This window comes from Nocardioides ureilyticus (assembly GCF_051280745.1).
Lineage (GTDB): Bacteria > Actinomycetota > Actinomycetes > Propionibacteriales > Nocardioidaceae > Nocardioides.
Genome location: NZ_JBNCOG010000049.1, coordinates 1 through 20,836, shown reverse-complemented (window position 1 = coordinate 20,836; position 20,836 = coordinate 1). Strand labels below are relative to the sequence as shown.

The following is a 20,836-nucleotide window of genomic DNA, read 5'->3' as shown; positions in this document are numbered from 1 at the left end:
GGTGGGCCGCGTGGTCTGGGGGGAGGCCCCGCGCCCGGCCGCGCGGGCCGCCCGGGGGCGCCGAGCCGCCGGGGGGGCCCCCCCCCCCCCCCCCCAGCAGGGGGACCTCTCCTCGCTCCTCGAGGTCACGGGGCCGGACGCCGCCGACGTCGTGCTCTGCCACGGCGTGCTCGAGGTCGTCGCCGACCCGGTCGCGGCCCTGGCGACGCTCCGGTCGGTGCTGCGGCCCGGCGGGACCCTGAGCCTGCTCGCCGGCCAGCGGCACGCCGCCGTCGTCGCCCGGGCGATGGCCGGCCACTTCGCCCAGGCGCTCGCCCTGCTGGACGACGTGTCGCCGCCGACGGCGAGCGGCGGCCGGCAGGGGCGCCGGTACACCGCGACGGAGCTGACCGACCACCTCGGGGCCGCCGGGTTCGAGGTGGTCGCCGTCCACGGGGTGCGGGTCTTCGCCGACCTGGTGCCCGGCTCGCTCCTCGAGCTGGAGCCGGGAGCGGCCACGGCCCTCGTCGAGCTCGAGCAGGCCGTCGCCGAGCGCCCGGAGTACCTCCCGCTCGCCACCCAGCTCCACGTCCTCGCCCGCTGAGCGGGTCTCGGCGCCGAGCCGGAACACAAATTCGACCGGGCGCCTACCGCGTTGTGGCGCGCCTGCCTAGACTTGTGTCACGGCCCAGGGCGTGGGTCGTGTACCGGCTCGGACGACCAGGTGGAGGAACGGTGCCACTCTCCGAAGAGGAGCTGCGACTGCTCGAGCAGATGGAGCGCGCCCTCTCCGAGGAGGATCCCAAGTTCGCCTCCACGCTGCGTGGCACGTCGCTGCGCCGTGCGGCCCGGCGGCGGGCGGTCCTGGGCGGGTTCGGCTTCGCCATCGGCATCGCGGTGCTGATGACCGGGGCGGTCGCCCAGGTGGCGCTCGTCGGCGTCGCCGGCTTCGTCATCATGCTCGGCTCCGCGACGGTCGCGCTCACCGCGCTCCGCGGCCGCGCCGCGGCAGCCAGCGACCCCCAGCAGGCAGCGCACCCCTCGCGCGGCTTCACCGTGATCGAGGGTGGTCGCAAGCGCGGGCGCGGTCGCTCCCCGCGGGGCGTTCGCCCGTCGGGCAGCTTCATGGAGCGCGTCGAGGAGCGGTGGCGCCGGCGCCGGGAGCAGAACGGCGGCTTCTGACCGCCGGTCCCACCCGCCTCGCCCGCCCGCCTGGGCCGCCTGTCGCGGTCTCAGGCGCCGACGTGGTCGACGACTGCTGAGCCCTGCTCCGCGCGGTCCCGCTGGGTGCTCGTGGTCTGGCGCCCCCGGCCGAGCGAGGAGATCACGGACCGAGGCCACCACCGCGCGGTCCGCCTGGCGCGCGGCGTCGCCTGTGCCACCAGCGCGTCGGTCACCGTCCGGAGCTCCGCGTGCACCGGGTGGTCGGCGACCCGGCGGGGCGAGTACCGGACCTCTTCGACGGCCCTGACGATCCGGTCGAGCGACGCGAGCGCGACGGGCAGGTCGTCCGGACCGGCCCCGGTCGGTCCGACCAGGTGCCCGGCCAGCCAGCTCCGCGTCTCCCGTGGCGACCGGTGCCCCGGCCAGGGGAGCCCGAGGTCGATCGCCGTGTCCCGCAGCTCGTCCCAGGCCTCCTCCGGCCCGCCGTCGTGTCGCCGGTCCCGACGTCGCCGACGCACGGCCCGAGGCAGCAGCGCCAGTGCGGCGACCAGCGCCGCGGCGAGCGCGACCAGCGCGGCCGTGACCGCACCCCGGTCCTCGCGGTCGGCGCCGACGGCAGCCTCCGGGACCGCCTCCGGCGCAGGCGCATCGGTGGCGTCCATGCGGTCGGGAGATCGGGGTGCCGCGTCCTGGCTCTGCGTCGGCCCGCCGGTCGGGTCGGGTGCCGGCACGACCTGCTGGGTCCAGGCGGGCGCGTTCCGGGCCCGCTGGGACGGCGTCGGCTCGAACCGGACCCACCCGGATCCGGGGAAGAACAGCTCGGGCCAGGCGTGCAGGTCGTGGGTGCTGAACTCCCAGGTGTCCCTGCCGACGCGGTCCGCCTTGAGGAAGCCGACCGCCACCCGTGCCGGGATGCCGAGCGCGCGGGCCATGGTCGCCATCGCCGCCGAGAACTGCTCGCAGTAGCCGACCCGGCCGTCACTGCGCAGGAACGCGAGCAGGTCGTCGTTGCCGTTGCCCTCCTCGCGCTCGGTCGAGTAGGTGAAGCCGCCGGTCTCCCGGAACCAGCGCTGCAGGGCGACCGCCTTCTCGAACCGGGTCGGCGCGCCGCGGGTGACCTCGAGCGCCAGCTGGCGGACCTCCGCCGGGAGGTCGTCGGGCAGCTCGGTGAACTCGGGCGGGACCAGGGTGCCGAGGGACGTCGCGGACGCCAGGTCGGCAGCGTCGTGCTGGAGCGTGACGCCGGTCATGGAGTAGGTCAGACCCGCGGTGTCGAGGTCGTCGTCGGCCGCCAGGAAGTCCCGGGTCTGCACGTCGTAGCGCCAGTCGCCCTCCGCCTCCACCCGCGTGCTCGTCGGCATGGTCGGCAGCCAGCGGGACTCGAAGTTGTCGAGGGCCACGACGTCGTAGTCGTAGCTGCGCCGCTCGACGCCCGGGTCCACCCCGAGGAGCGGGGGGAGCTCGCCGTCCGCGAGGTTCTCCTTCGGCACCTGCCGGTCGCCGGCGCTCCAGGTCTCGCCCTCGTAGGAGGTCAGCGCGGTGGTCCGGAGGTACGACGGCTGGGGGTCGGCCGTGCGGATCCGGAGCACCGGTACGTCGTCCTCCCGGACGAGGTCGCGCTTCAGGTCGGTCATCGGGTTGTCGAGGGTGATCTCGTCGTCGCCGCCGTTGCCGCGCCCGAAGTCGACGAGGTGGACGTCCAGCGACGGAACGGTGGCGGGCAGCACCACCGCGAGGGTGGTCGCGAGCCCGCCGACCGCCGCGGCGGTGGTCCGGGCGTGGCGGCTGCGCCGCGGCGGGCGGTGCCCTCCCGCCCGTGAGCCGGCCAGCGGGTCGCTCAGCGGGCGGCCCCACCGGTCGGTCAGCTCGGTCTCGTGGAGGAAGAGCATCAGGAGGAAGCCGATCGCGGTGAGCGCGAAGACCCACCACGGCAGCGCGTCGCCCACCAGGCTGACCGGCACGCTGTAGATCGTCAGCAGCGGCAGCCCGGCCATGGAGAGCCGCCGCAGGGTCCCCACGAGCACGTCGACGAGCAGGAAGCACGCCAGTCCGCCGGCGATCAGCAACGGGTGCACGCCCGAAGCGGTCGCGGGGACCGGCGGCGCGTAGTGGTGGGCGTCCGCGACGGCCTGCCGGAAGAGGAGGTCGAGCTCGGTCCACCCCGGCCCGATCGGCGCGAGGTGACCGGTGAGCACCAGCGACGTGGTCGCGACCCCGGCGAGGACCTGGAGGAGCACGACGACGACGGGGGACGTGCCGCGCCAGCGGGCGAAGGCGCCGATGCCCACGACGACCAGGCCGACGACCGCGAGCGGCCCGAGGTAACGGCCGGGGAGCTCGGTGAAGGGGCGCCACGCGAGCAGGGCCACCCAGGTCGTGGCCGCCGCGACCAGCGGCACCACGACTCCGCCACGGACGTCGTCGCGACTCCTCATCCCGCCACCTCCGCGGTCGGTGCCCGGTCCGGTACGGCGGTCGAGGAGCGGCCGTGGTGGGAGCCGAGCTCACGCCAGACGGTGTCGAGCCGGTCCCGCGGACCGAGGCTGGCCGCACGCCAGCCGTGCTGGCCGAGGAGCGGGGCTGACACCGCACCGTCACCGCGACCGCCGGTCCAGCCGTCGACGTCGAGCGCGACCGCCAGGGCGGCGCCGGCGTGGTGCCGCATCCGCCGCAGGACGGGTACGTCGCCCGGGTCGACCGCGCCGAGCACGGCCACGGTGACGCCGCCCTGTCCCTGCTCGGTCAGCCAGGAACCGTCCAGCAGGCGCTCGCGCACCGGTGGCAGGACGGCGAGCGCCTCGAGCAAGGGCCCGGCGCCCACCTCGCCCTCGCGGTCGTGCCATCCGCTGCCGCCGGCCACGCCGGCCGCGGTCACGAGCCGGACGGCGAACCCGCGGCCGACCAGGTGCAGCGCGACGGATGCGGCGGCGGAGACGGCAGCCTCGAGGGAGGAGGACGCGCCGTGCCCGCGGTGCGCCCGGGACCGGTTGTCGAGCACGACCGTGGCGCGGGCCTGCCACGGCTGCTCCTCGCGGCGCACCATCAGCTCGCCGGTGCGGGCCGAGCTGCGCCAGTGGACGCGGCGCAGGTCGTCACCCCGGCGGTACTCGCGGACGGTGACGTCCTCGGCGGAGCCGGTCGCGAACGACCGCGGCCGGTTGTCGCCGGAGCCGCTGTGGGAGCCGCCGAGCGGGATGGTCGGCAAGGCGACGACGCGCGGCGTCACCGTCAGCGGGACGGTGGTCTGGAAGGCCCGGCCCAGCTCCACGAGCCCGAACGGGTCGCTCGTACGCACCGACATCGGGCCCAGCTCGAAGCGCCCCCGCACGTCGGAGCGGACGGAGTAGGAGACCTCACGCCGCCAGCCGTGCCGGACGCCGTCGAGCACGAACCTCGGGCGGGACCCGAGGACGTAGGGCACCTGCTCCTCGAGGAGCAGCACTCCGCTCGGCGTGCGGCCCTGGTTGCCGAGCTCGAGCTCGACGCGTGCCGGCTGCCCCGCCGGCACGACCTGCGGCGAGACGGTGCGCACGAGCGAGAGCCGGTACCGCGTGCGGCTCAGGAGGGCCGCGGTCACCAGGGGGAGCGCCAGCAGGAGGACGCCGACCCTGATCAGCGCCGGCTGGCCGAGGGTCAGCGCGCAGACGACGGCCGTGACCCCTGCCGCCAGGAAGGCACGCCCGCGGACGGTCAGACCGCCGAGCGCCTCACGCACGGGAGGTCACGGCCGGGCGCCGTCGGGGACGGGGACGGAGGCGACGAGCCCGTCGAGCACCGATGCGGCCGACCGGCCGCTCATGGTGGCGTCCACGCTGGGCATGAGCCGGTGGGTGAGCACGGGGCGGACCAGGCCACGGACGTCGTCGGGGAGGACGTAGTCCCGGCCGTGCATGGCGGCGTACGCCTTGGCCGCCCGGACGAGGTGCAGCGTCGCGCGGGGCGAGGCCCCGAGCGTCAGGTCGCCGGTGCGCCGGGTGGCGCCGGTGATGGCCACGACGTAGCGCTGCACCGCTTCGGAGACGTGCACCTGGGCGACCACCGCGGTGAGCTTCCGGATCGACGCCGCGTCCGTCACCGGCTCCAAGTCGTCGAGGGGACTGGCGCCGGCGTGCGAGCCGATCATCGCGAGCTCCGCGGCCTCGACCGGGTAGCCGACCGACACCCGCGCCATGAACCGGTCGCGCTGCGCCTCCGGGAGGGCGTAGGTCCCCTCCATCTCGACGGGGTTCTGGGTCGCGATCACCATGAACGGCGTGTCGAGCTCGTAGGTCGTGCCGTCGACGGTGACCTGACGCTCCTCCATGCACTCCAGCAGCGCGGACTGGGTCTTGGGGGAGGCGCGGTTGATCTCGTCGCCGACCACGATGTTGGCGAAGACCCCGCCCGGCCGGAACTCGAACTCGCGGGTGTCCTGGTTGAAGACCGACACCCCGGTGACGTCCGAGGGGAGCAGGTCGGGGGTGAACTGGATCCGGCGCACCGAGGAGTCGATGCTGCGGGCGAGCGCCTTGCTGAGCATGGTCTTGCCGACGCCCGGGACGTCCTCGATCAACAGGTGGCCCTCGGCGAGCAGGACGACGAGGGCTGAGGTCACGACGTCCGGCTTGCCCTCGATGACGCGCTCGATGTTGGACCGGATCCGGCCCACGACGTGCGCGAGCGTCTCGAGGTCCGCCCCGCCCGAAGTCGGAGTGCTCACGTCGACCCTTCCCGTCCCGTCCGGCAGTCCCACCACCGTATTCGGTCTCGGCAACCTGCGCGGGCCGAACGCCGGGTCACCGCACGGTCGCGGCCGGCTTCCCCACCTCCACCACCCGGCGCCCCACCTGGCGCACCACCTCCCCCCACCGGACGCTCCACCTTCCCCCACCCGAGCCGCCCCTGGCCGCCCCTGGCCGCCCCGGTGCTGGTCGGCCCCGCGCTGACCTGCGAGGACGCCGCTGCGGCACGCAGGCCCGACCCGCCGGCCGGACCGCACAGACCGGCCGTCCCGCCGCGGAAATCCGCCACGCGACACGCGCTCGGTGGTTGACGGTGGGGGAAGGTGGGTTAAAGTGGTGCGAAGTGGAGGAACTGGCCGTGACGGAGGTGCCCGATGTTCTTCATGGGCACCTTCACCCCGAAGCTCGACGAGAAGGGACGGCTCTTCCTCCCGGCGAAGTTCCGTGACCGACTCGCAGAAGGGCTCGTCGTGACGCAAGGCCAGGAGAACTGCCTCGTGGTGTGGCCGAGCGACGTGTTCATGGAGGAGGCGCAGCGGGCCCGGGCCACGCCCATGACGGTGCGCAGCGCCCGGGAGTACGCCCGCGTGCTCTTCGCCGGTGCGGACGAGGGTCAGCTCGACAAGCAGGGGCGGATCTCCATCCCCGCCCACCTGCGCGACTACGCGTCGCTGGACAAGGACGTGGTCGTGATCGGCGTCATGGACCGGATCGAGATCTGGGACCCGGCCCGCTGGCGCGACTTCTCGAGCCAGGCCCAGGAGAAGTTCGCCAGCCTCGACGAGGAGCCCGCGGACGCCTGACCGCACCAGCACCACCGAGCAGCACAACCGAACAGCGCTTCCGCAGGGCCAGGTCTCTGGCCCGCTCTCCCCGCCAGCTGGCGCACCTTCCCCGGTGCCAGGTGGCGGACCTTCCCCGACGGGGGAGCGGGCAGGAGACCTGGCCCTGCGGCCGCGAGAGCCATCACCACAGCCATCACCACAGCCACCACCACAGCCACCACCACAGCCACCACCGGGACGCGCCGAAGCAGAGGGTCGAACCAGATGAGCACCACGCACGTGACGTCCGCTCGGACGAGCGACGGTGCCCTCCCGCGCGTGCGGCACCAGGCCCGCGACGTCGTGGTCCTCATGGCCTTCTCCGCGGTGACCTCCGTCCTCACGGCGGCCGGCCTGCTGCTGCTCACCCGGCTCGGGAGCTGAAGGTGGACGGCGGTGAGGAAGCGATGAGCGACCCGCGCCACGTCCCGGTCCTGCTGGACCGGGTGGTCGAGCTCCTCCGGCCGGCACTCGCCCACGACGGCGCCGTCCTCGTCGACTGCACCCTGGGCCTCGGCGGGCACAGCGAGGCGGTGCTGGAGCGCTGCGGCGCCGCGCGCGTCGTGGGGATCGACCGCGACCCCGAGGCCCTCCGGCGCGCCCGCGAGCGGCTGGCGGCGCACGGCGACCGGTTCACCGCGGTCCACGCGGTCTACGACGAGCTGCCCGACGTGCTCGGCGAGCTCGGGCTGCCTGCCGTCGACGCGGTCCTCTTCGACCTCGGTGTCTCGTCGATGCAGCTCGACGTGCGCGAGCGCGGCTTCGCCTACGCCGAGGACGCGCCGCTCGACATGCGCATGGACGGCACGACCGGCCCCACGGCGGCCGACGTGCTCAACACCTACTCCGCGGCGGACCTGACCCGGGTGCTGCGCGACTACGGCGAGGAGAAGTTCGCCAAGAAGATTGCCCACGCGGTGGTGCGGCGGCGCGAGACCACCCCTTTCACCACCTCGGCCGCCCTCGTCGAGCTGCTCTACGCCGAGATCCCCGCGCCGGCGCGGCGGACCGGGGGCCATCCGGCCAAGCGGACCTTCCAGGCCCTGCGCATGGAGGTCAACGACGAGCTGGCGGTGCTCCGTCGGGCCATCCCGGCCGCGATCGACGCCATCGCCGTCGGGGGGCGGGTGGTGGTGGAGGCCTACCACTCGCTCGAGGACCGACTGGTCAAGCAGGCGTTCGCCGCGGCCACCCGCTCCGACGTGCCGGTCGACCTGCCGTTCCTGCCCGAGGGGAGCGAGCCGGCGCTGCGCCTGGTCACCCGGGGCGCCGAGCAGGCAGACGAGCACGAGATCGCCCAGAACCCCCGCGCGGCCTCGGTCCGCCTCCGCGCCGTCGAACGGCTACGCGCCAGCCAGGGAGCATCCAGATGAGCAGTCTCGCCAGCGGCCCCGCCCCGCACCAGCGCCTCGCCCGGCGGGCGGAGGCCGCCGTCGAGCGGGCCCGGCTCACCGTCGTCCCGCCGCGTCGGGTGCGGGCCGCGCGGGTGCCGTTCGTGACGCTGGTCAGCGTGCTGCTCCTGGGCGGCGTCGTCGGCCTCCTGCTGTTCAACACCCAGATGCAGCAGGCCTCGTTCGCAGCCACGGCCCTCGCCGACCAGGCGGACAACCTCGCTGCGCGCGAGCAGACGCTCACCATGGAGGTCGAGCGGCTCCGCGACCCCCAGGAGATCGCCGTCCGGGCGACCGAGCTCGGCATGGTCGTGGCCGCGGCTCCCACCTTCCTCGACCTCGACAGCGGACAGGTCACGGGCACGCGCCAGCCCGCCGGCGAGGAGGGCCGGCTGCCGCTCCACGAGAGCCCCCCGCCGCCGCCCGGCGCGGCGGTGTCCGCCGCCTCGACCGCCGCCTCGTCGACGTCAACGGCGGCGGGCACCACCGGTCCGGCCGACGGCCGTGGATCTTCCTCCGGCGACACGGCCGGTCGTGACGGTGATCGCGGGGCCGGGGACGGTAGAACGTCTCATGAGTCACGCCAGTCACAGCGGTCCCAGGAGCCACGCGGTGGCGATCGGTCGCAGCAGGGCCGGGGCGACCAGGGCCGGGCCCAGCAGGGCCGTGCCGGCACCACTCGTGAGAACCCCGGTCAGGACGCCCGCCCGAACTCCCGCCAGAACAGCCGCTGATCCGTAGAGGAGCCCCCCGTGCGCCGTACCCGCTCCGCCCGCGGTGCCCTGCGGGGCTCGCCCCACGTCCGGCTGCGCGTCGGGTTCGTGCTCATCGCCATGGTGCTCTCGGTCTTCGGGGGCCGGCTGGTCCAGCTCCAGGGCATCGACCCGGGCTCGTACGCCGCGATGGCGGCCGCGGAGGGCTCGGTCGAGGTGGTGCTCCCCGCCCGGCGGGGGGACATCCTCGACCGCAACGGCGAGCCGCTCGCGGACTCGGTGGACGGGCTCGCGGTCTTCGCCGACCCGTACATGACGGCCGACAAGGCCCCGGAGATCGCGACGTTCCTCTCGCGGCGCCTCGACGTGGACTACGTGACGGTGCTGAACCGGCTGCGCGAGGAGGACAGCCGGTTCCAGTACGTCGCCCGGCAGGTGCCCTCCACCCTCGCCAACGACGTGGTCGAGGAGGCGCGGGAGCTGGGCTACGAGGGGATCGACGTCCAGCGCGACCCGGTGCGGGAGTATCCGGCCGGTGACGTCGCGGCGAACGTGGTCGGCGCCGTCGGCACGCCGGACCCCGAGCACGGCGACCAGCCGCTGGTCGGCCTGGAGCTGGCGTTCGACGAGTGGCTGGCGGGCGCCGACGGCTCGGCGCGCTACCAGGTCGGCGGCGGCAACAAGCTCCCGCTCGGCGAGAACCTGACGGTCGAGCCGGTCGACGGCCAGGACCTGGTCACCACCCTCGACCGCGACCTCCAGTGGTACGTGCAGCGGGTGCTCCGGCAGACGGTGAAGAGCTCCGGCGGCGAGTCCGGCTTCGCCGTGGTCATGGACGCCCCCACCGGGGAGGTGCTCGCCCTGGCCGACTACCCGACGTTCGACGCGAACGCGCCGGAGGACGTCGACGAGAAGGCGATCCTGGTCTCGCGCGCTCTGGGTGACGTCTACGAGCCCGGCTCGGTCGCCAAGGTCCTCACGCTCTCCGCGCTGATCGATGCCGGGAAGGTGACCAGCCGGACCCGCCTGACGGTGCCCCCGCGCCTGGACCGCCAGGACCGGCCGATCGGGGACTGGTTCGACCACGGCGAGATCAAGCTGACCCTGGCGGGGGTGCTGGCGAAGTCCTCCAACATCGGCACCGTCCTCGCCGCCGACAACTTCGACGAGGGGCAGTTCCGCGACTACCTGGTCGACTTCGGCCTCGGCCAGCGCACGGGCGTCGCGGTGCCGGGCGAGACGGCGGGCCTCCTGCCCGACGGCGCGCTGTGGACCAGCCAGACCCAGGACCGCGTGGCGTTCGGGCAGTCGATGTCGGTCAACGCCCTGCAGATGGCCGCCGCGGTCAACACCATCGCCAACGGCGGGGTGCGGGTCGACCCGAGCGTCATCCAGGGCACCGCCGAGCTCGCCGACGGCACCGAGGTGGGCACCGACACCACCACCCGCCGCCGGGTCGTCAGCGAGGACGCCGCCCAGCAGACGATGAAGATGATGGAGCGGGTCATCGACCCCGAGGACGGGGTCGCCCCGGGTGCCGCGGTGCCCGGCTACCGGGTCGCCGGCAAGACCGGCACCGCACAGCGGGTCGGCGCGGAGTGCGGCTGCTACGACGGCACCTTCACGGTCTCCTTCGCCGGGTTCGCCCCGGCCGACGACCCGCGCTTCACCATCTACGTCGTGGTCCAGAACCCGAGCAACGGCGGGGGAGGTGGCTCGGTCGCCGGTCCGGCCTTCGCCAAGCTGATGGGCTACACCCTGCGCCGGTACGGCGTGCCGCCGACCGGGACCCGCCCCTCGCAGCTGCCCGTCGAGTGGTGACCCCCGGGGATACCCTCGCCGGGACATGAGCAACCCCGCCCGCCCCCGCCGCCCGCGGCGCACGTCCCTGTCCGAGCTCGCCGACGCCGTCGACGGGCTCACCCTTCCGGACCCGGCCGACGGCCCGATCGCGGTGACCGGGGTGACCCTGTCCTCGCAGCGGGTGCAGCCGGGGGACTTGTACGCCGCGCTGGCCGGCACCCGCGCGCACGGCATCGAGTACGCCGCCGCGGCGGTCGCCGCGGGCGCGGTCGCCGTGCTGACCGACGAGGCCGCCGCCGCCCGCGTGCCGGAGGGTGCGGCCGTGGTCGTGGCGGCCGATCCCAGGGCGGTGCTGGGCCGGGTGGCGGCTCGGGTCCACGGCGAGCCGGCCGGCCGGATGCGGATGATCGGGGTCACCGGGACCCAGGGCAAGACCACCACGACCCGGCTGGCCGAGGGCGGCCTGCAGGCTGCCGGCGTGCGCGCGGCCGTCATCGGCACCGTGGGCACCCGGGTGGCCGGCGCCGACGTGCCGACGGCGCTCACCACCCCGGAGGCGCCCGACCTGCACGGGCTCTTCGCGGCGATGGTCGAGCAGGAGGTCCGGGCCTGCTTGATGGAGGTCTCCAGCCACGCCCTCGTGATGGGCCGCGTCGACGGGATCGTCTTCGACGTCGGCGTCTTCCTCAACCTGGGCCGGGACCACCTCGACTTCCACGCCGACGTGGAGGACTACTACCGGGCGAAGGCCTCGCTGTTCACCCCCGAGCGGGCCCGGCTGGCGCTGGTGAACGTGGACGACGCCCACGGGCGCCGTCTCCGGGAGGAGACGGCGATCCCGGTGCGCACCTTCTCCGCGGCCGGCGCGGACGCCGACTGGCGGGCGGTCGACGTCCGGCTGGACGCCCACGGCTCCACCTTCCGGGTGCTCGGCCCGGAGGGCCTCGACGTGGCGGCGGCCTGCCCGGTCCCCGGGGCGTTCAACGTGGCCAACACGCTGGCGGCCGTCGCCGCCTGCGGCGAGGCCGGGCTCGACCCCGCACAGGTGGCGGGCGGGATCGCCCACGGCCCCGGCGTCCCGGGCCGGCTGGAGCGGGTGGAGGCGGGGCAGGACTTCGTCGTCGTCGTCGACTACGCGCACAAGCCGGACGCCGTCGAGGCCGCCGTCGCCGCGCTCCGGCCGGTGACCGGCGGCCGGCTGGTCGTCGTGCTCGGCGCCGGCGGCGACCGCGACCCGGGCAAGCGCCCGATCATGGGGGAGATCGCCTCCCGGCTGGCCGACGTCGTCGTGGTGACCGACGACAACCCGCGCAGCGAGGACCCTGCGGCCATCCGCGCCGCCGTCCTGGCGGGCGCGACCGGTGGCGCACAGGTGCTGGAGGTGGGGGACCGCCGCGCGGCGATCCGCGAGGCGCTGGCGATGGCGGCGCCGGGGGATGTGGTGCTCGTGGCCGGGAAGGGGCACGAGACGGGTCAGGAGGTGGCCGGAGTGGTCCACCCGTTCGACGACCGGCAGGTCGTCCGCGAGGAGCTGGAGGCGGTGCGACGGTGATCCCGATGACCCTCGACGAGGTGACCGCGGCCGTGGGCGGCGTCGTCCACGGTGACGGCACCGTGCAGGTGACCGGTCCGGCGTACGTCGACAGCCGGGCGCCCGTCGTCGGCGGGCTCTTCGTGGCCATCGCCGGGGAGCGCGTCGACGGCCACGCGTACGCCGACCACGCCCACGCCGTCCTCGGCAGCCGCCCGACCGGGCGCCCGACCGTGGTGGTCGACGACCCCGTCGCCGCGCTGGGCCGGTTGGCACGCCACGTGCTCGACCGCACCGGCGCGGCCGTGCTGGCGCTGACCGGGTCCCAGGGCAAGACCGGGACGAAGGACTACCTCGCCCACGTCCTCGGCACCGCCGCGGGCAGCGGGCTCCCGGCCAGCACCGTCGCCACCCAGGGCAACCTCAACAACGAGCTCGGCGTGCCGCTGACGGTGCTCCGCGCCACCGCCGACACCACCCACCTGGTCGTCGAGATGGGTGCGCGCGGCATCGGGCACATCGGCTACCTGTGCCGGGTCGCGCCACCGGTCGTCGCCGGTGTGCTCAACGTCGGCACCGCCCACCTGGGCGAGTTCGGCAGCCGGGAGGCGATCGCCCGGGCCAAGGGCGAGATCGTCGAGGCACTGCCCGAGGGAGGCACGGCGGTGCTCAACGCCGACGACCCGCTGGTGGCGGCCATGGCCGGCCGCACCGCGGGCCGGGTGCTCTCCTTCGGCGAGCGGGGCGACGTCGCGTGGCGCCGCCTCGAGCTGGACGACCTCGGCCGCCCGAGCTTCGAGCTCGGGGTCGGAGGCGCCTGGCACCCGGTCACGCTGCGCCAGGTCGGCGCGCACCAGGTGGCGAACGCGACCGCGGCCGCCGCCATGGCGCTCGCCGCGGGGGTCGACCCGGAGGCCGCTGCGGAGGCGCTCGGCACCGCCGAGCCCGGCTCACGGTGGCGGATGGAGGTGCACGAGCGGGCCGACGGGCTGGTCGTGGTCAACGACGCCTACAACGCCAACCCGGCCTCGGTCCGCGCGGCCCTCGAGGCGCTCGCCGCGATCGGGCGGCGCGGCGCCCGGCGTACCGTCGCGGTGCTGGGCGAGATGCGCGAGCTGGGCCCCACCGCGCACGAGGACCACGTGGCCGTCGGTCGCGCCGCCGCGGAGGCGGGGGTCGACGTCGTCGTCGCCGTCGGCGAGCCCGCGGCGGGGTTCGTGACCGGCGCCCGGGAGGTCCCCGGGTGGACCGGTGAGGCGATCCTCACGGCGGGGCGTGACGAAGCGCTCTCCTGGGTGCGGAAGAATGCTGCGGCCGGGGACGCCGTCCTCGTCAAGGCCTCCCGCGGTGTCGCGCTCGAGGTCGTCGCGGAGGGACTTCTGGAGGCAAGCACGTGAGAGCCGTACTGCTCGGGGGTGGGCTGGCCCTGCTCATCTCCCTGCTCGGCACCCGGGTCGCCATCCGGCAGTTCACCAAGCTCGGCTACGGCCAGGAGATCCGTGACGACGGGCCGACCAGCCACCACACCAAGCGGGGCACCCCCACCATGGGCGGCGTGGTCATCATCCTGGCCACGGTCATCGGCTACCTCGCCGCGAAGCTCATCACCTGGGACCGGCCGACCGCCTCGGCGGTGCTGCTGCTCTTCCTCTTCGTCGGCATGGGGCTGGTCGGGTTCCTCGACGACTTCATCAAGATCTCCAAGCAGCGCAGCCTCGGCCTGCGCAGCAAGGCGAAGATGGTCGGCCAGACGATCATCGCCGTGTCGTTCGGCGCGCTGAGCCTCTCGCCGTGGCTGGCCGACGAGAACGGTCGGACGCCGGCCTCGGAGAAGATCTCCTTCCTCCGGGAGATCGAGTGGCTGGCCCTGCCCGTCGTGCTCGCGGTGCTGCTCATCTGGCTGATCATCACCGCCACCAGCAACGCGGTGAACCTCACCGACGGCCTCGACGGCCTCGCCACCGGCGCCTGCGTCATGGTCTTCGGCGCCTACATGCTGGTGAACATCTGGCAGAACAACCAGTTCTGCGGCGACCAGGCGACCCCGCTCTGCTACAACGTCCGCGACCCGCTGGACCTCGCGGTCATCGCCGCCGCAATCACCGGCGCCTGCTTCGGCTTCCTGTGGTGGAACGCCTCGCCCGCCCAGATCTTCATGGGCGACACCGGCTCGCTCTCGCTGGGCGCGGCGCTCGCCGGCCTGGCGGTGCTGACCCGCACCGAGCTGCTCCTCGTCATCCTCGGCGGGTTGTTCCTCGTCGAGACGCTCTCGGTGATGCTCCAGGTGGGCTTCTTCAAGCTGAGCAAGGGCAAGCGGATCTTCCGGATGGCGCCGCTGCACCACCACTTCGAGATGCTCGGGTGGGAGCAGGTCACGGTCGTCATCCGGTTCTGGATCATCACCGGGCTCTGCGTCGCCGCCGGCCTGGGCATCTTCTACGCCGAGTGGGTCGCGCGGCTGTGAGCGCCGGCGTGGACCTCGACCGCCTCGGGCGCCGAGACCCCTGGGACGGCGTGCGCGCCGTCGTCGCCGGCTTCGGCGTCTCGGGCTTCGCGGCCGCCGACAACCTGCTCCACCTCGGCGCGGCGGTGACGGCGCTCGACGAGTCGGCCGACGGCAAGGAGGAGCAGGCCGAGCTGCTCGGCGTCCTCGGCGCCGACATCCGGCTGGGGGAGGGGGCCACCGCCACCCTCCCCGAGGACGTCGACGTGCTGGTGACCAGCCCCGGCTGGCGCCCCGACGCGCCGCTGCTCCGGCAGGCCCGGGCACGCGGCGTACCCGTCTGGGGGGAGGTCGAGCTGGCCTGGCGGCTCCGCGACCCGGAGCACGCGAGTCCCTGGCTGTGCGTGACCGGCACCAACGGCAAGACCACGACGGTGCAGATGCTCCAGGCGATCCTGCGCGCCGCCGGGCTGCGCAGCGTCGCGGCCGGCAACGTCGGGCTGCCGCTGGTGGAGGCGGTGATGGACCCCACGCCGTACGACGTGCTCGCCGTCGAGCTCTCCAGCTTCCAGCTCCACTACACCCGCTCGATGGCCGCCGAGTCGGCCGCGGTGCTCAACGTCGCCGAGGACCACCTCGACTGGTACGCCGGCCCCACCGCGATGCGCGACTACGCCGCCGACAAGGGCCGCGTCTACGAGAACGTCGAGCGCGCGTGCGTCTACAACGTCGCCGACGCCGAGACCGAGCGGCTCGTCCGCGAGGCCGACGTGCAGGAGGGCGCCCGGGCGATCGGCTTCACCCTGGGCATGCCCGGTGTGGGGCAGCTCGGCGTCGTCGAGGACATCCTGGTCGACCGCGCCTTCATCGAGCAGCGCGGCACCAGCGCCGCCGAGCTGTGCACCGTCGCGGACCTGCCCGCCCCGGCGCCGCACGTGGTCGCGAACGCGCTCGCCGCCGCGGCCCTCGCCCGCGCCCACGGCGTCTCCCAGCAGGCGGTCCGCGACGGCCTCCGCGGCTTCCGCCCCGACGGGCACCGCATCGAGTTGGTGGCCGAGCACTCGGGCGTGCGCTGGGTCGACGACTCGAAGGCCACCAACCCGCACGCGGCCCAGTCCTCGCTGCGGGCCTACGAGCACGTGGTCTGGGTGGCCGGAGGCCTGGCCAAGGGTGCCCGCTTCGACGACCTGGTCAGCGGCGTGCGCGACCGCCTGCGCGGCGTCGTCCTGCTCGGCCGCGACCGGGGAGTCATCGCCGAGGCGCTCGCGCGACACGCCCCGGATGTGCCGGTGATCGACGTGGGCGGCGGCGAGACTGAGCACGAGCAGCGTCCCATGGAGCGCGTCGTGGAGGCCTCGGCCCGGTTGGCCCGACCCGGCGACACGGTCCTGCTGGCCCCCGGATGTGCCTCCATGGACCTGTTCGCCAGCTACGCCGACCGTGGAGAGCAGTTCGCGGCCGCCGTGCGGGAGTGGACCGGCCGGGACTGAGCGAGGGAGGGCGAGCCGTGAGCACCACGATCGAGCCGCCCACGGCGCAGGAGCCGGCTCCCCCGGCCCCGGCCGCGAGGTTCTCGTGGCTGGCGACCGCCCGGGAGGCCCTCGACCGGCCGCTCGCCGCGTACTACCTGCTGCTCGGGGCGTCGGCACTGCTGCTGACGATCGGGCTGATCATGGTGCTCAGCGCCTCCAGCGTGTACTCCTACCGCGAGCACGGCAGCTCCTACGCCGTCGTGACCCGCCAGTTGGTGTGGGTGGCCCTCGGCCTCCCCGCCGCCTGGATCGCCAGCCGGATGCCGCACCGCTGGGTCCGCCGGCTGGCCTACCCCGGCTACGCGATCTCCCTCGGGCTGCTCCTGGCCACCGCCTTCATCGGCGTCGAGGTCGCCGGCAACCAGAACTGGCTCGCGGTCGGCCCGGTGCAGATCCAGCCCTCCGAGATCGCCAAGCTCGCCCTGGTCATCTGGGCGGCGCACATCTACGCCAACAAGGAGCGGCGGCTGGGCAGCCTCCACCAGATGGTGGTGCCGGTGGTCCCGGGCCTGCTCCTCGCGACGGGGCTCGTCGTGGCCGGCCGCGACCTCGGCACGGCCCTGGTCTTCTTCGCCATCCTGCTGGGCATGCTGTGGGTCGCCGGCGCGCCGGCCAAGATGTTCTGGTTCTGCATCTCGGTGGTCAGCGTGGCGGCGTTGGGCCTGGCGACCATGGAGCAGGAGCGGGTGGCGCGGCTGACGAACTTCGTGGACCCCTTCCAGGACTACCACGACGCGGGCTGGCAGCCGGCCCACGGCCTCTACGCGCTCTCGACCGGCGGCGTCTTCGGCCAGGGGATCGGCGCGAGCCAGCAGAAGTGGGGCGACCTCCCGGAGGCGCACACCGACTTCATCTTCGCGGTCCTGGGGGAGGAGCTCGGCCTCGTCGGCACGCTGCTCGTCGTCGGGCTCTTCCTCACCATCGCCTACGCCGCGCTGCGGGTGGCGCGCGAGACCGTCGACCCGTTCGTGCGGTACTGTACGTTCGGCATCGTCGTGTGGCTGATGGGCCAGATGATCATCAACGTCGGCATGGTGCTCGCCCTCCTGCCGGTCATCGGCATCCCGCTGCCGCTCGTCTCCTACGGCGGCTCGGCGCTGCTGCCCTCGCTGGTCGCGCTGGGTCTCCTCATCGGCTTCGCGCGTCGGGAGCCGGAGGCGGCACGCGCGCTGGCCCACCGCAGGCGCGACCGCGTCCGCTCGTAGGCTGGCCCCGATGCGCGTCCTCCTCGCCGGCGGCGGAACCGCCGGCCACACCTCGCCCCTGCTCGCGACCGCCGACGCCCTCCGGCGGCTCGATCCCGGCGTCGAGGTGACCTGCCTCGGCACGCCGCGCGGCCTGGAGAACCGGGTGGTGCCGGAGGCCGGCTACCCGCTCGAGCTGATCTCGCCGGTGCCGCTGCCCCGCAAGCCCGGCGCCGACCTGGTCAAGGTGCCGGTGCGCCTGCGGCGCGCGGTGCGGGAGACCGCCGCGGTCCTCGACCGGGTCCGCCCGGACGTGGTCGTCGGGTACGGCGGCTACGTCTCCATGCCGGCCTACCTGGCGGCGCGCCGCCGCGGCCTGCCGGTGGTCGTGCACGAGCAGAACGCCCTGCCCGGCCTCGCCAACAAGGCGGGCGCCCGGGTCGCCACGCGGGTCGCGGTCTCCTTCCCCGACACCCCGCTGCCGCGGGCCGAGCACGTCGGGCTGCCCATCCGGCGGATGATCTCCACCCTCGACCGCGCCGCGGTGCGGGCCGAGGCGCGGCGGTTCTTCGGGCTGGACCCCGACCGCCCGACCCTCGTCGTGACCGGCGGGTCCCAGGGCGCCCGCCGGCTCAACCAGTCGGTGTCCGGCGCTGCCGAGGCGCTGGGCGCGGCCGGCGTGCAGGTGCTCCACGTCGTCGGGCCGAAGGGCGAGGCCGCGCCCGCCCCGACCGGCGCGCCGTACGTCGTCGTCGACTTCGTCGACCGGATGGACCTCGCGCTCGCCGCTGCCGACCTCATGGTGTGCCGGGCCGGTGCCTCCAGCGTCACGGAGGCCGCCGCCACCGGCGTCCCCGCGGTCTTCGTCCCGCTGCCGATCGGCAACGGCGAGCAGGAGCACAACGCCCGCCCGGTGGTCGACGCGGGCGGGGCGCTCCTCGTCTCCGACGCAGCGTTCACCCCGGAGTGGGTGGCGGCCACCGTGCCGGCCCTCGCCTGCGACGCCGAGCGGCTCGCCGCGATGGGCGCCGCGGCTGCCGACCTGATCCCGCGCGACGCCGACGACCGGCTGGCCCGGATCGTCCTCGAGGCCGGGGGCGGCGCGTGAGGCTGCCGGTCCCCGAGGAGGTCCTCCCCGCGGACCGGCTCGGCCGCGTCCACTTCGTCGGCATCGGCGGCGCCGGCCTCTCCGGCATCGCCCGGATCATGCTGGCGCGCGGCATCCCCGTGAGCGGCAGCGACGGGGTCGACTCGCCGACGCTGACGGCGTTGCGCGAGGCGGGAGCGACCGTCCACCTCGGCCACGCGGCCGACCAGGTCGGCGACGCGGACACGGTCGTGGTCTCCACCGCCGTGCGCGAGGACAACCCCGAGTACGTCGAGGCGGTCCGCCTCGGCATCCGGGTGCTGCCGCGGTCCGCCGCCCTGGCGGCGGTGATGGCCGGCCGGCGGGTGGTGGCGGTGGCCGGCACCCACGGCAAGACGACCACGACCTCGCTGCTCACGACGGCCCTCCAGGCGGCCGGCGCCGACCCGACGTACGCCATCGGGGGCGACCTGGCCGCGACGGGGGTGAACGCCGCGGAGGGTGCAGGCGACCTCTTCGTGGCCGAGGCCGACGAGAGCGACGGCGCCTTCCTCCACTACTCACCGCACGCCGCCATCGTCACCAACGTCGACGCCGACCACCTCGACCAGTGGGGCACGCCGGAGGCGTACGCCGCGGCGTTCGACGAGTTCGCCGACACGGTCGACCCTGCCGGCTTCCTGGTCTGCTGCGTCGACGACCCCGGGGCCGCCGCCCTGGCCGAGCGGCACCGGGCGCTCGGGCGCCGCGTCGTGACCGTCTCGACCCGGGCGGGCGCCGGTGCCGACCTGGGCCCCGACGCGCTGGCCGGGGTGACGCTCTGGTCGCCGGGGGACCACTACCTCGCCGACGCACTGGCCGCGCTCGCCGCGGGGGAGGCGCTGGGGCACGACCGCGAGGCACTGGTGCGCGGGCTCGCCGCCTACACCGGCACGAAGCGTCGGATGGAGCGCAAGGGCGAGGCTGCCGGCGTCCGCGTGTACGACAGCTACGCCCACCACCCCTCGGAGATCGTCGGCGACCTGCAGGCCGCCCGCGCGGTCGCGGGGGCCGGACGCCTGGTCGTGGCGTTCCAGCCGCACCTCGTCTCGCGGACCCGCATCTTCGGCGTGGCGATGGGAGAGGCGTTGGGCGCGGCCGACGAGGTCGTCGTCACCGACGTCTACCTGGCGCGCGAGGAGCCCGACCCGGCCGTCACAGGTGCGCTGGTGGCCGACGCGGTCCCGCTGCCCGCGGACCGGGTCGCCCTCGTGCCGCAGCTCGAGGACGTGGCGCCGGAGCTCGCCCGGCGGGCCCGGGCGGGCGACCTGGTCCTGACCCTCGGCGCAGGGACCATCACCTCCGTGGGCCCACGGCTGCTCGGTCTGCTGGAGCCGGGGGGCGGCGGTGGCTGACCCGGACGCCCGGGTCCTGCGGACGCGCCGGCGCTTCGCGCGCCGGCAGTGGGCGCGCAGGCGGCACGCGTGGCGGGGGCTGCTGGTGCTCCTGCTGCTGTCCGTGCTCGCCGGGGCGGCCACCTGGCTCCTGCTCTTCTCCGACCACCTCACGGTGGACGGCGTCGAGGTGCGGGGGGTCGAGGGCGCCCGCGCCGACGAGGTCCGGTCCGCGGCGGCGGTGCCGGAGGGCGAGCCGCTCGCGACGCTGGACCTCCGGGCGGTCGAGGACCGCGTCGGCACCCTCGCCGCCGTCCGGAGCGTCGACGTCTCCCGGCAGTGGCCGGACGCGGTGCTGGTCGAGGTCGAGGAGCGCACGCCCGTGGCCGTGGTGTCGATCGGCGGCCAGCTGCGCGGCCTCGACGCGGAGGGCGTCGTGTTCGACCGGTTCCGCGAGGCACCCGCCGGCCTGCCGCGGGTGGAGGTCGAGCCGGACGTGGCCGACGAGGCGCTCGTCGAGGCGGCGGCGGTGGTCGCGGCGCTGCCGGCCGGGCTCGCCGCGCGGGTCGACCACGTGGCGGTGGCGACCGTCGACCGCGTCTCGCTCGTGCTGGGCGACGGGCGCACGGTGCGCTGGGGGAGTGCCGACGACTCCGCGCAGAAGGCCGCCGTCCTCGCCACGCTCATCGACGTGCAGCGCGCCCCGATCTACGACGTCTCCGTCCCCGGCCAGCCCACGGTCTGCACCCAGCCGCGGCTCTGCGGCGACTCCTGACGCCGGGCCGAGCGCAGGAGCCTCGGAGACGCGCGCTCGAACCGTGGGCCACGATCCGGCTGGCAGGCGCAGGAGCCACGACACGCGCACACGGACCGGCGTGTCCTCCCCGATCCCCGGCGGCACGGGACCTACTGTCGTCGGCACGACGAGGTTGACATAACTATAACCCTCCACCTGAGGGTCAGAGTTGTGGGACACGCCGAAGCCGCGTCGTCACGGACATGCCGGGCACACCGGACCACCCCGCACAGCACACCGACCGACCATCGAAAGGCGAAGCCGCCGTGGCAGCTGCACAGAACTACCTGGCCAT

At 74.9% G+C, this 20,836-nt stretch carries 18 protein-coding genes; 15 read left to right on the top strand and 3 right to left on the bottom strand.

Translation table 11 applies throughout. The features are described 5' to 3' along the window. Together ACSMHG_RS18475 and ACSMHG_RS18470 are read left to right on the top strand one after the other, a co-directional pair. Positions 1-583 (top strand): methyltransferase (locus ACSMHG_RS18475; RefSeq protein ID WP_435747860.1); only part of this gene is annotated, 583 nt, incomplete at its 5' end. A gap of 131 nt (positions 584-714) precedes the next feature. After that, positions 715-1,161, top strand: coding sequence for an SCO2097 family morphological protein (locus tag ACSMHG_RS18470; protein ID WP_435747858.1), 447 nt, complete (start codon positions 715-717; stop codon positions 1,159-1,161). A 50-nt stretch (positions 1,162-1,211) separates the two neighbouring features. Here ACSMHG_RS18470 and ACSMHG_RS18465 read toward each other — a convergent pair whose 3' ends face one another. From ACSMHG_RS18465 to ACSMHG_RS18455, 3 genes are read right to left on the bottom strand one after another with little or no spacing between them, the layout of a single operon-like run. Then, positions 1,212-3,578 (bottom strand): transglutaminase TgpA family protein, encoded by a 2,367-nt coding sequence (locus ACSMHG_RS18465; protein ID WP_435747856.1) that lies wholly within the window; start codon positions 3,576-3,578, stop codon positions 1,212-1,214. Next, positions 3,575-4,858 (bottom strand): DUF58 domain-containing protein, encoded by a 1,284-nt coding sequence (locus ACSMHG_RS18460; protein ID WP_435747854.1) that lies wholly within the window; start codon positions 4,856-4,858, stop codon positions 3,575-3,577. The genes ACSMHG_RS18465 and ACSMHG_RS18460 overlap by 4 nt, the downstream gene beginning before the upstream one ends. 6 nt (positions 4,859-4,864) lie before the next feature. Beyond that, positions 4,865-5,842: an AAA family ATPase gene (locus ACSMHG_RS18455; protein WP_435747852.1), complete on the bottom strand. Its 978-nt coding sequence runs from the start codon at positions 5,840-5,842 to the stop codon at positions 4,865-4,867. Between the two features lie 396 nt (positions 5,843-6,238). On the opposite strand from ACSMHG_RS18455, the gene mraZ reads away from it, so the two are divergent. From mraZ to ACSMHG_RS18390, 13 genes are all read left to right on the top strand, one after another. Continuing rightward, positions 6,239-6,667, top strand: coding sequence for a division/cell wall cluster transcriptional repressor MraZ (mraZ, locus tag ACSMHG_RS18450; protein WP_435747850.1), 429 nt, complete (start codon positions 6,239-6,241; stop codon positions 6,665-6,667). Between the two features lie 246 nt (positions 6,668-6,913). Then, positions 6,914-7,072, top strand: a complete 159-nt coding sequence (locus ACSMHG_RS18445) for a hypothetical protein (RefSeq protein ID WP_435747848.1) — start codon at positions 6,914-6,916, stop codon at positions 7,070-7,072. Positions 7,073-7,095: 23 nt separating this feature from the next. Further along, on the top strand, positions 7,096-8,061 hold the full coding sequence (rsmH, locus tag ACSMHG_RS18440) for a 16S rRNA (cytosine(1402)-N(4))-methyltransferase RsmH (RefSeq protein WP_435747846.1): 966 nt from the start codon (positions 7,096-7,098) through the stop codon (positions 8,059-8,061). Further along, positions 8,058-8,813, top strand: a complete 756-nt coding sequence (ftsL, locus tag ACSMHG_RS18435) for a cell division protein FtsL (RefSeq protein ID WP_435747844.1) — start codon at positions 8,058-8,060, stop codon at positions 8,811-8,813. The genes rsmH and ftsL overlap by 4 nt, the downstream gene beginning before the upstream one ends. Before the next feature lie 18 nt (positions 8,814-8,831). Beyond that, positions 8,832-10,613 (top strand): peptidoglycan D,D-transpeptidase FtsI family protein, encoded by a 1,782-nt coding sequence (locus ACSMHG_RS18430; protein ID WP_435747842.1) that lies wholly within the window; start codon positions 8,832-8,834, stop codon positions 10,611-10,613. Positions 10,614-10,638: 25 nt separating this feature from the next. Continuing rightward, complete coding sequence (locus tag ACSMHG_RS18425) at positions 10,639-12,147, top strand: UDP-N-acetylmuramoyl-L-alanyl-D-glutamate--2,6-diaminopimelate ligase (RefSeq protein WP_435747840.1); 1,509 nt, start codon at positions 10,639-10,641, stop codon at positions 12,145-12,147. Positions 12,148-12,152: 5 nt separating this feature from the next. Beyond that, positions 12,153-13,523, top strand: coding sequence for a UDP-N-acetylmuramoyl-tripeptide--D-alanyl-D-alanine ligase (locus ACSMHG_RS18420; RefSeq protein ID WP_435747838.1), 1,371 nt, complete (start codon positions 12,153-12,155; stop codon positions 13,521-13,523). After that, positions 13,520-14,590, top strand: a complete 1,071-nt coding sequence (gene mraY / locus ACSMHG_RS18415; RefSeq protein WP_435747836.1) for a phospho-N-acetylmuramoyl-pentapeptide-transferase — start codon at positions 13,520-13,522, stop codon at positions 14,588-14,590. The genes ACSMHG_RS18420 and mraY overlap by 4 nt, the downstream gene beginning before the upstream one ends. An 8-nt stretch (positions 14,591-14,598) precedes the next feature. After that, positions 14,599-16,059 (top strand): UDP-N-acetylmuramoyl-L-alanine--D-glutamate ligase, encoded by a 1,461-nt coding sequence (murD, locus tag ACSMHG_RS18410; RefSeq protein ID WP_435747834.1) that lies wholly within the window; start codon positions 14,599-14,601, stop codon positions 16,057-16,059. A gap of 17 nt (positions 16,060-16,076) precedes the next feature. Next, positions 16,077-17,306: a putative lipid II flippase FtsW gene (ftsW, locus tag ACSMHG_RS18405; RefSeq protein ID WP_435747832.1), complete on the top strand. Its 1,230-nt coding sequence runs from the start codon at positions 16,077-16,079 to the stop codon at positions 17,304-17,306. 10 nt (positions 17,307-17,316) lie between these two features. After that, on the top strand, positions 17,317-18,393 hold the full coding sequence (murG, locus tag ACSMHG_RS18400) for an undecaprenyldiphospho-muramoylpentapeptide beta-N-acetylglucosaminyltransferase (protein ID WP_435747830.1): 1,077 nt from the start codon (positions 17,317-17,319) through the stop codon (positions 18,391-18,393). Beyond that, positions 18,390-19,766 (top strand): UDP-N-acetylmuramate--L-alanine ligase, encoded by a 1,377-nt coding sequence (murC, locus tag ACSMHG_RS18395; RefSeq protein ID WP_435747828.1) that lies wholly within the window; start codon positions 18,390-18,392, stop codon positions 19,764-19,766. Before murG ends, murC begins: the two co-directional genes overlap by 4 nt. Continuing rightward, positions 19,759-20,520 carry a cell division protein FtsQ/DivIB gene (locus tag ACSMHG_RS18390; protein WP_435747826.1) on the top strand — a complete coding sequence of 254 codons (762 nt, stop codon included), beginning with the start codon at positions 19,759-19,761 and terminating at the stop codon, positions 20,518-20,520. Before murC ends, ACSMHG_RS18390 begins: the two co-directional genes overlap by 8 nt. Positions 20,521-20,836 lie beyond the last annotated feature (316 nt).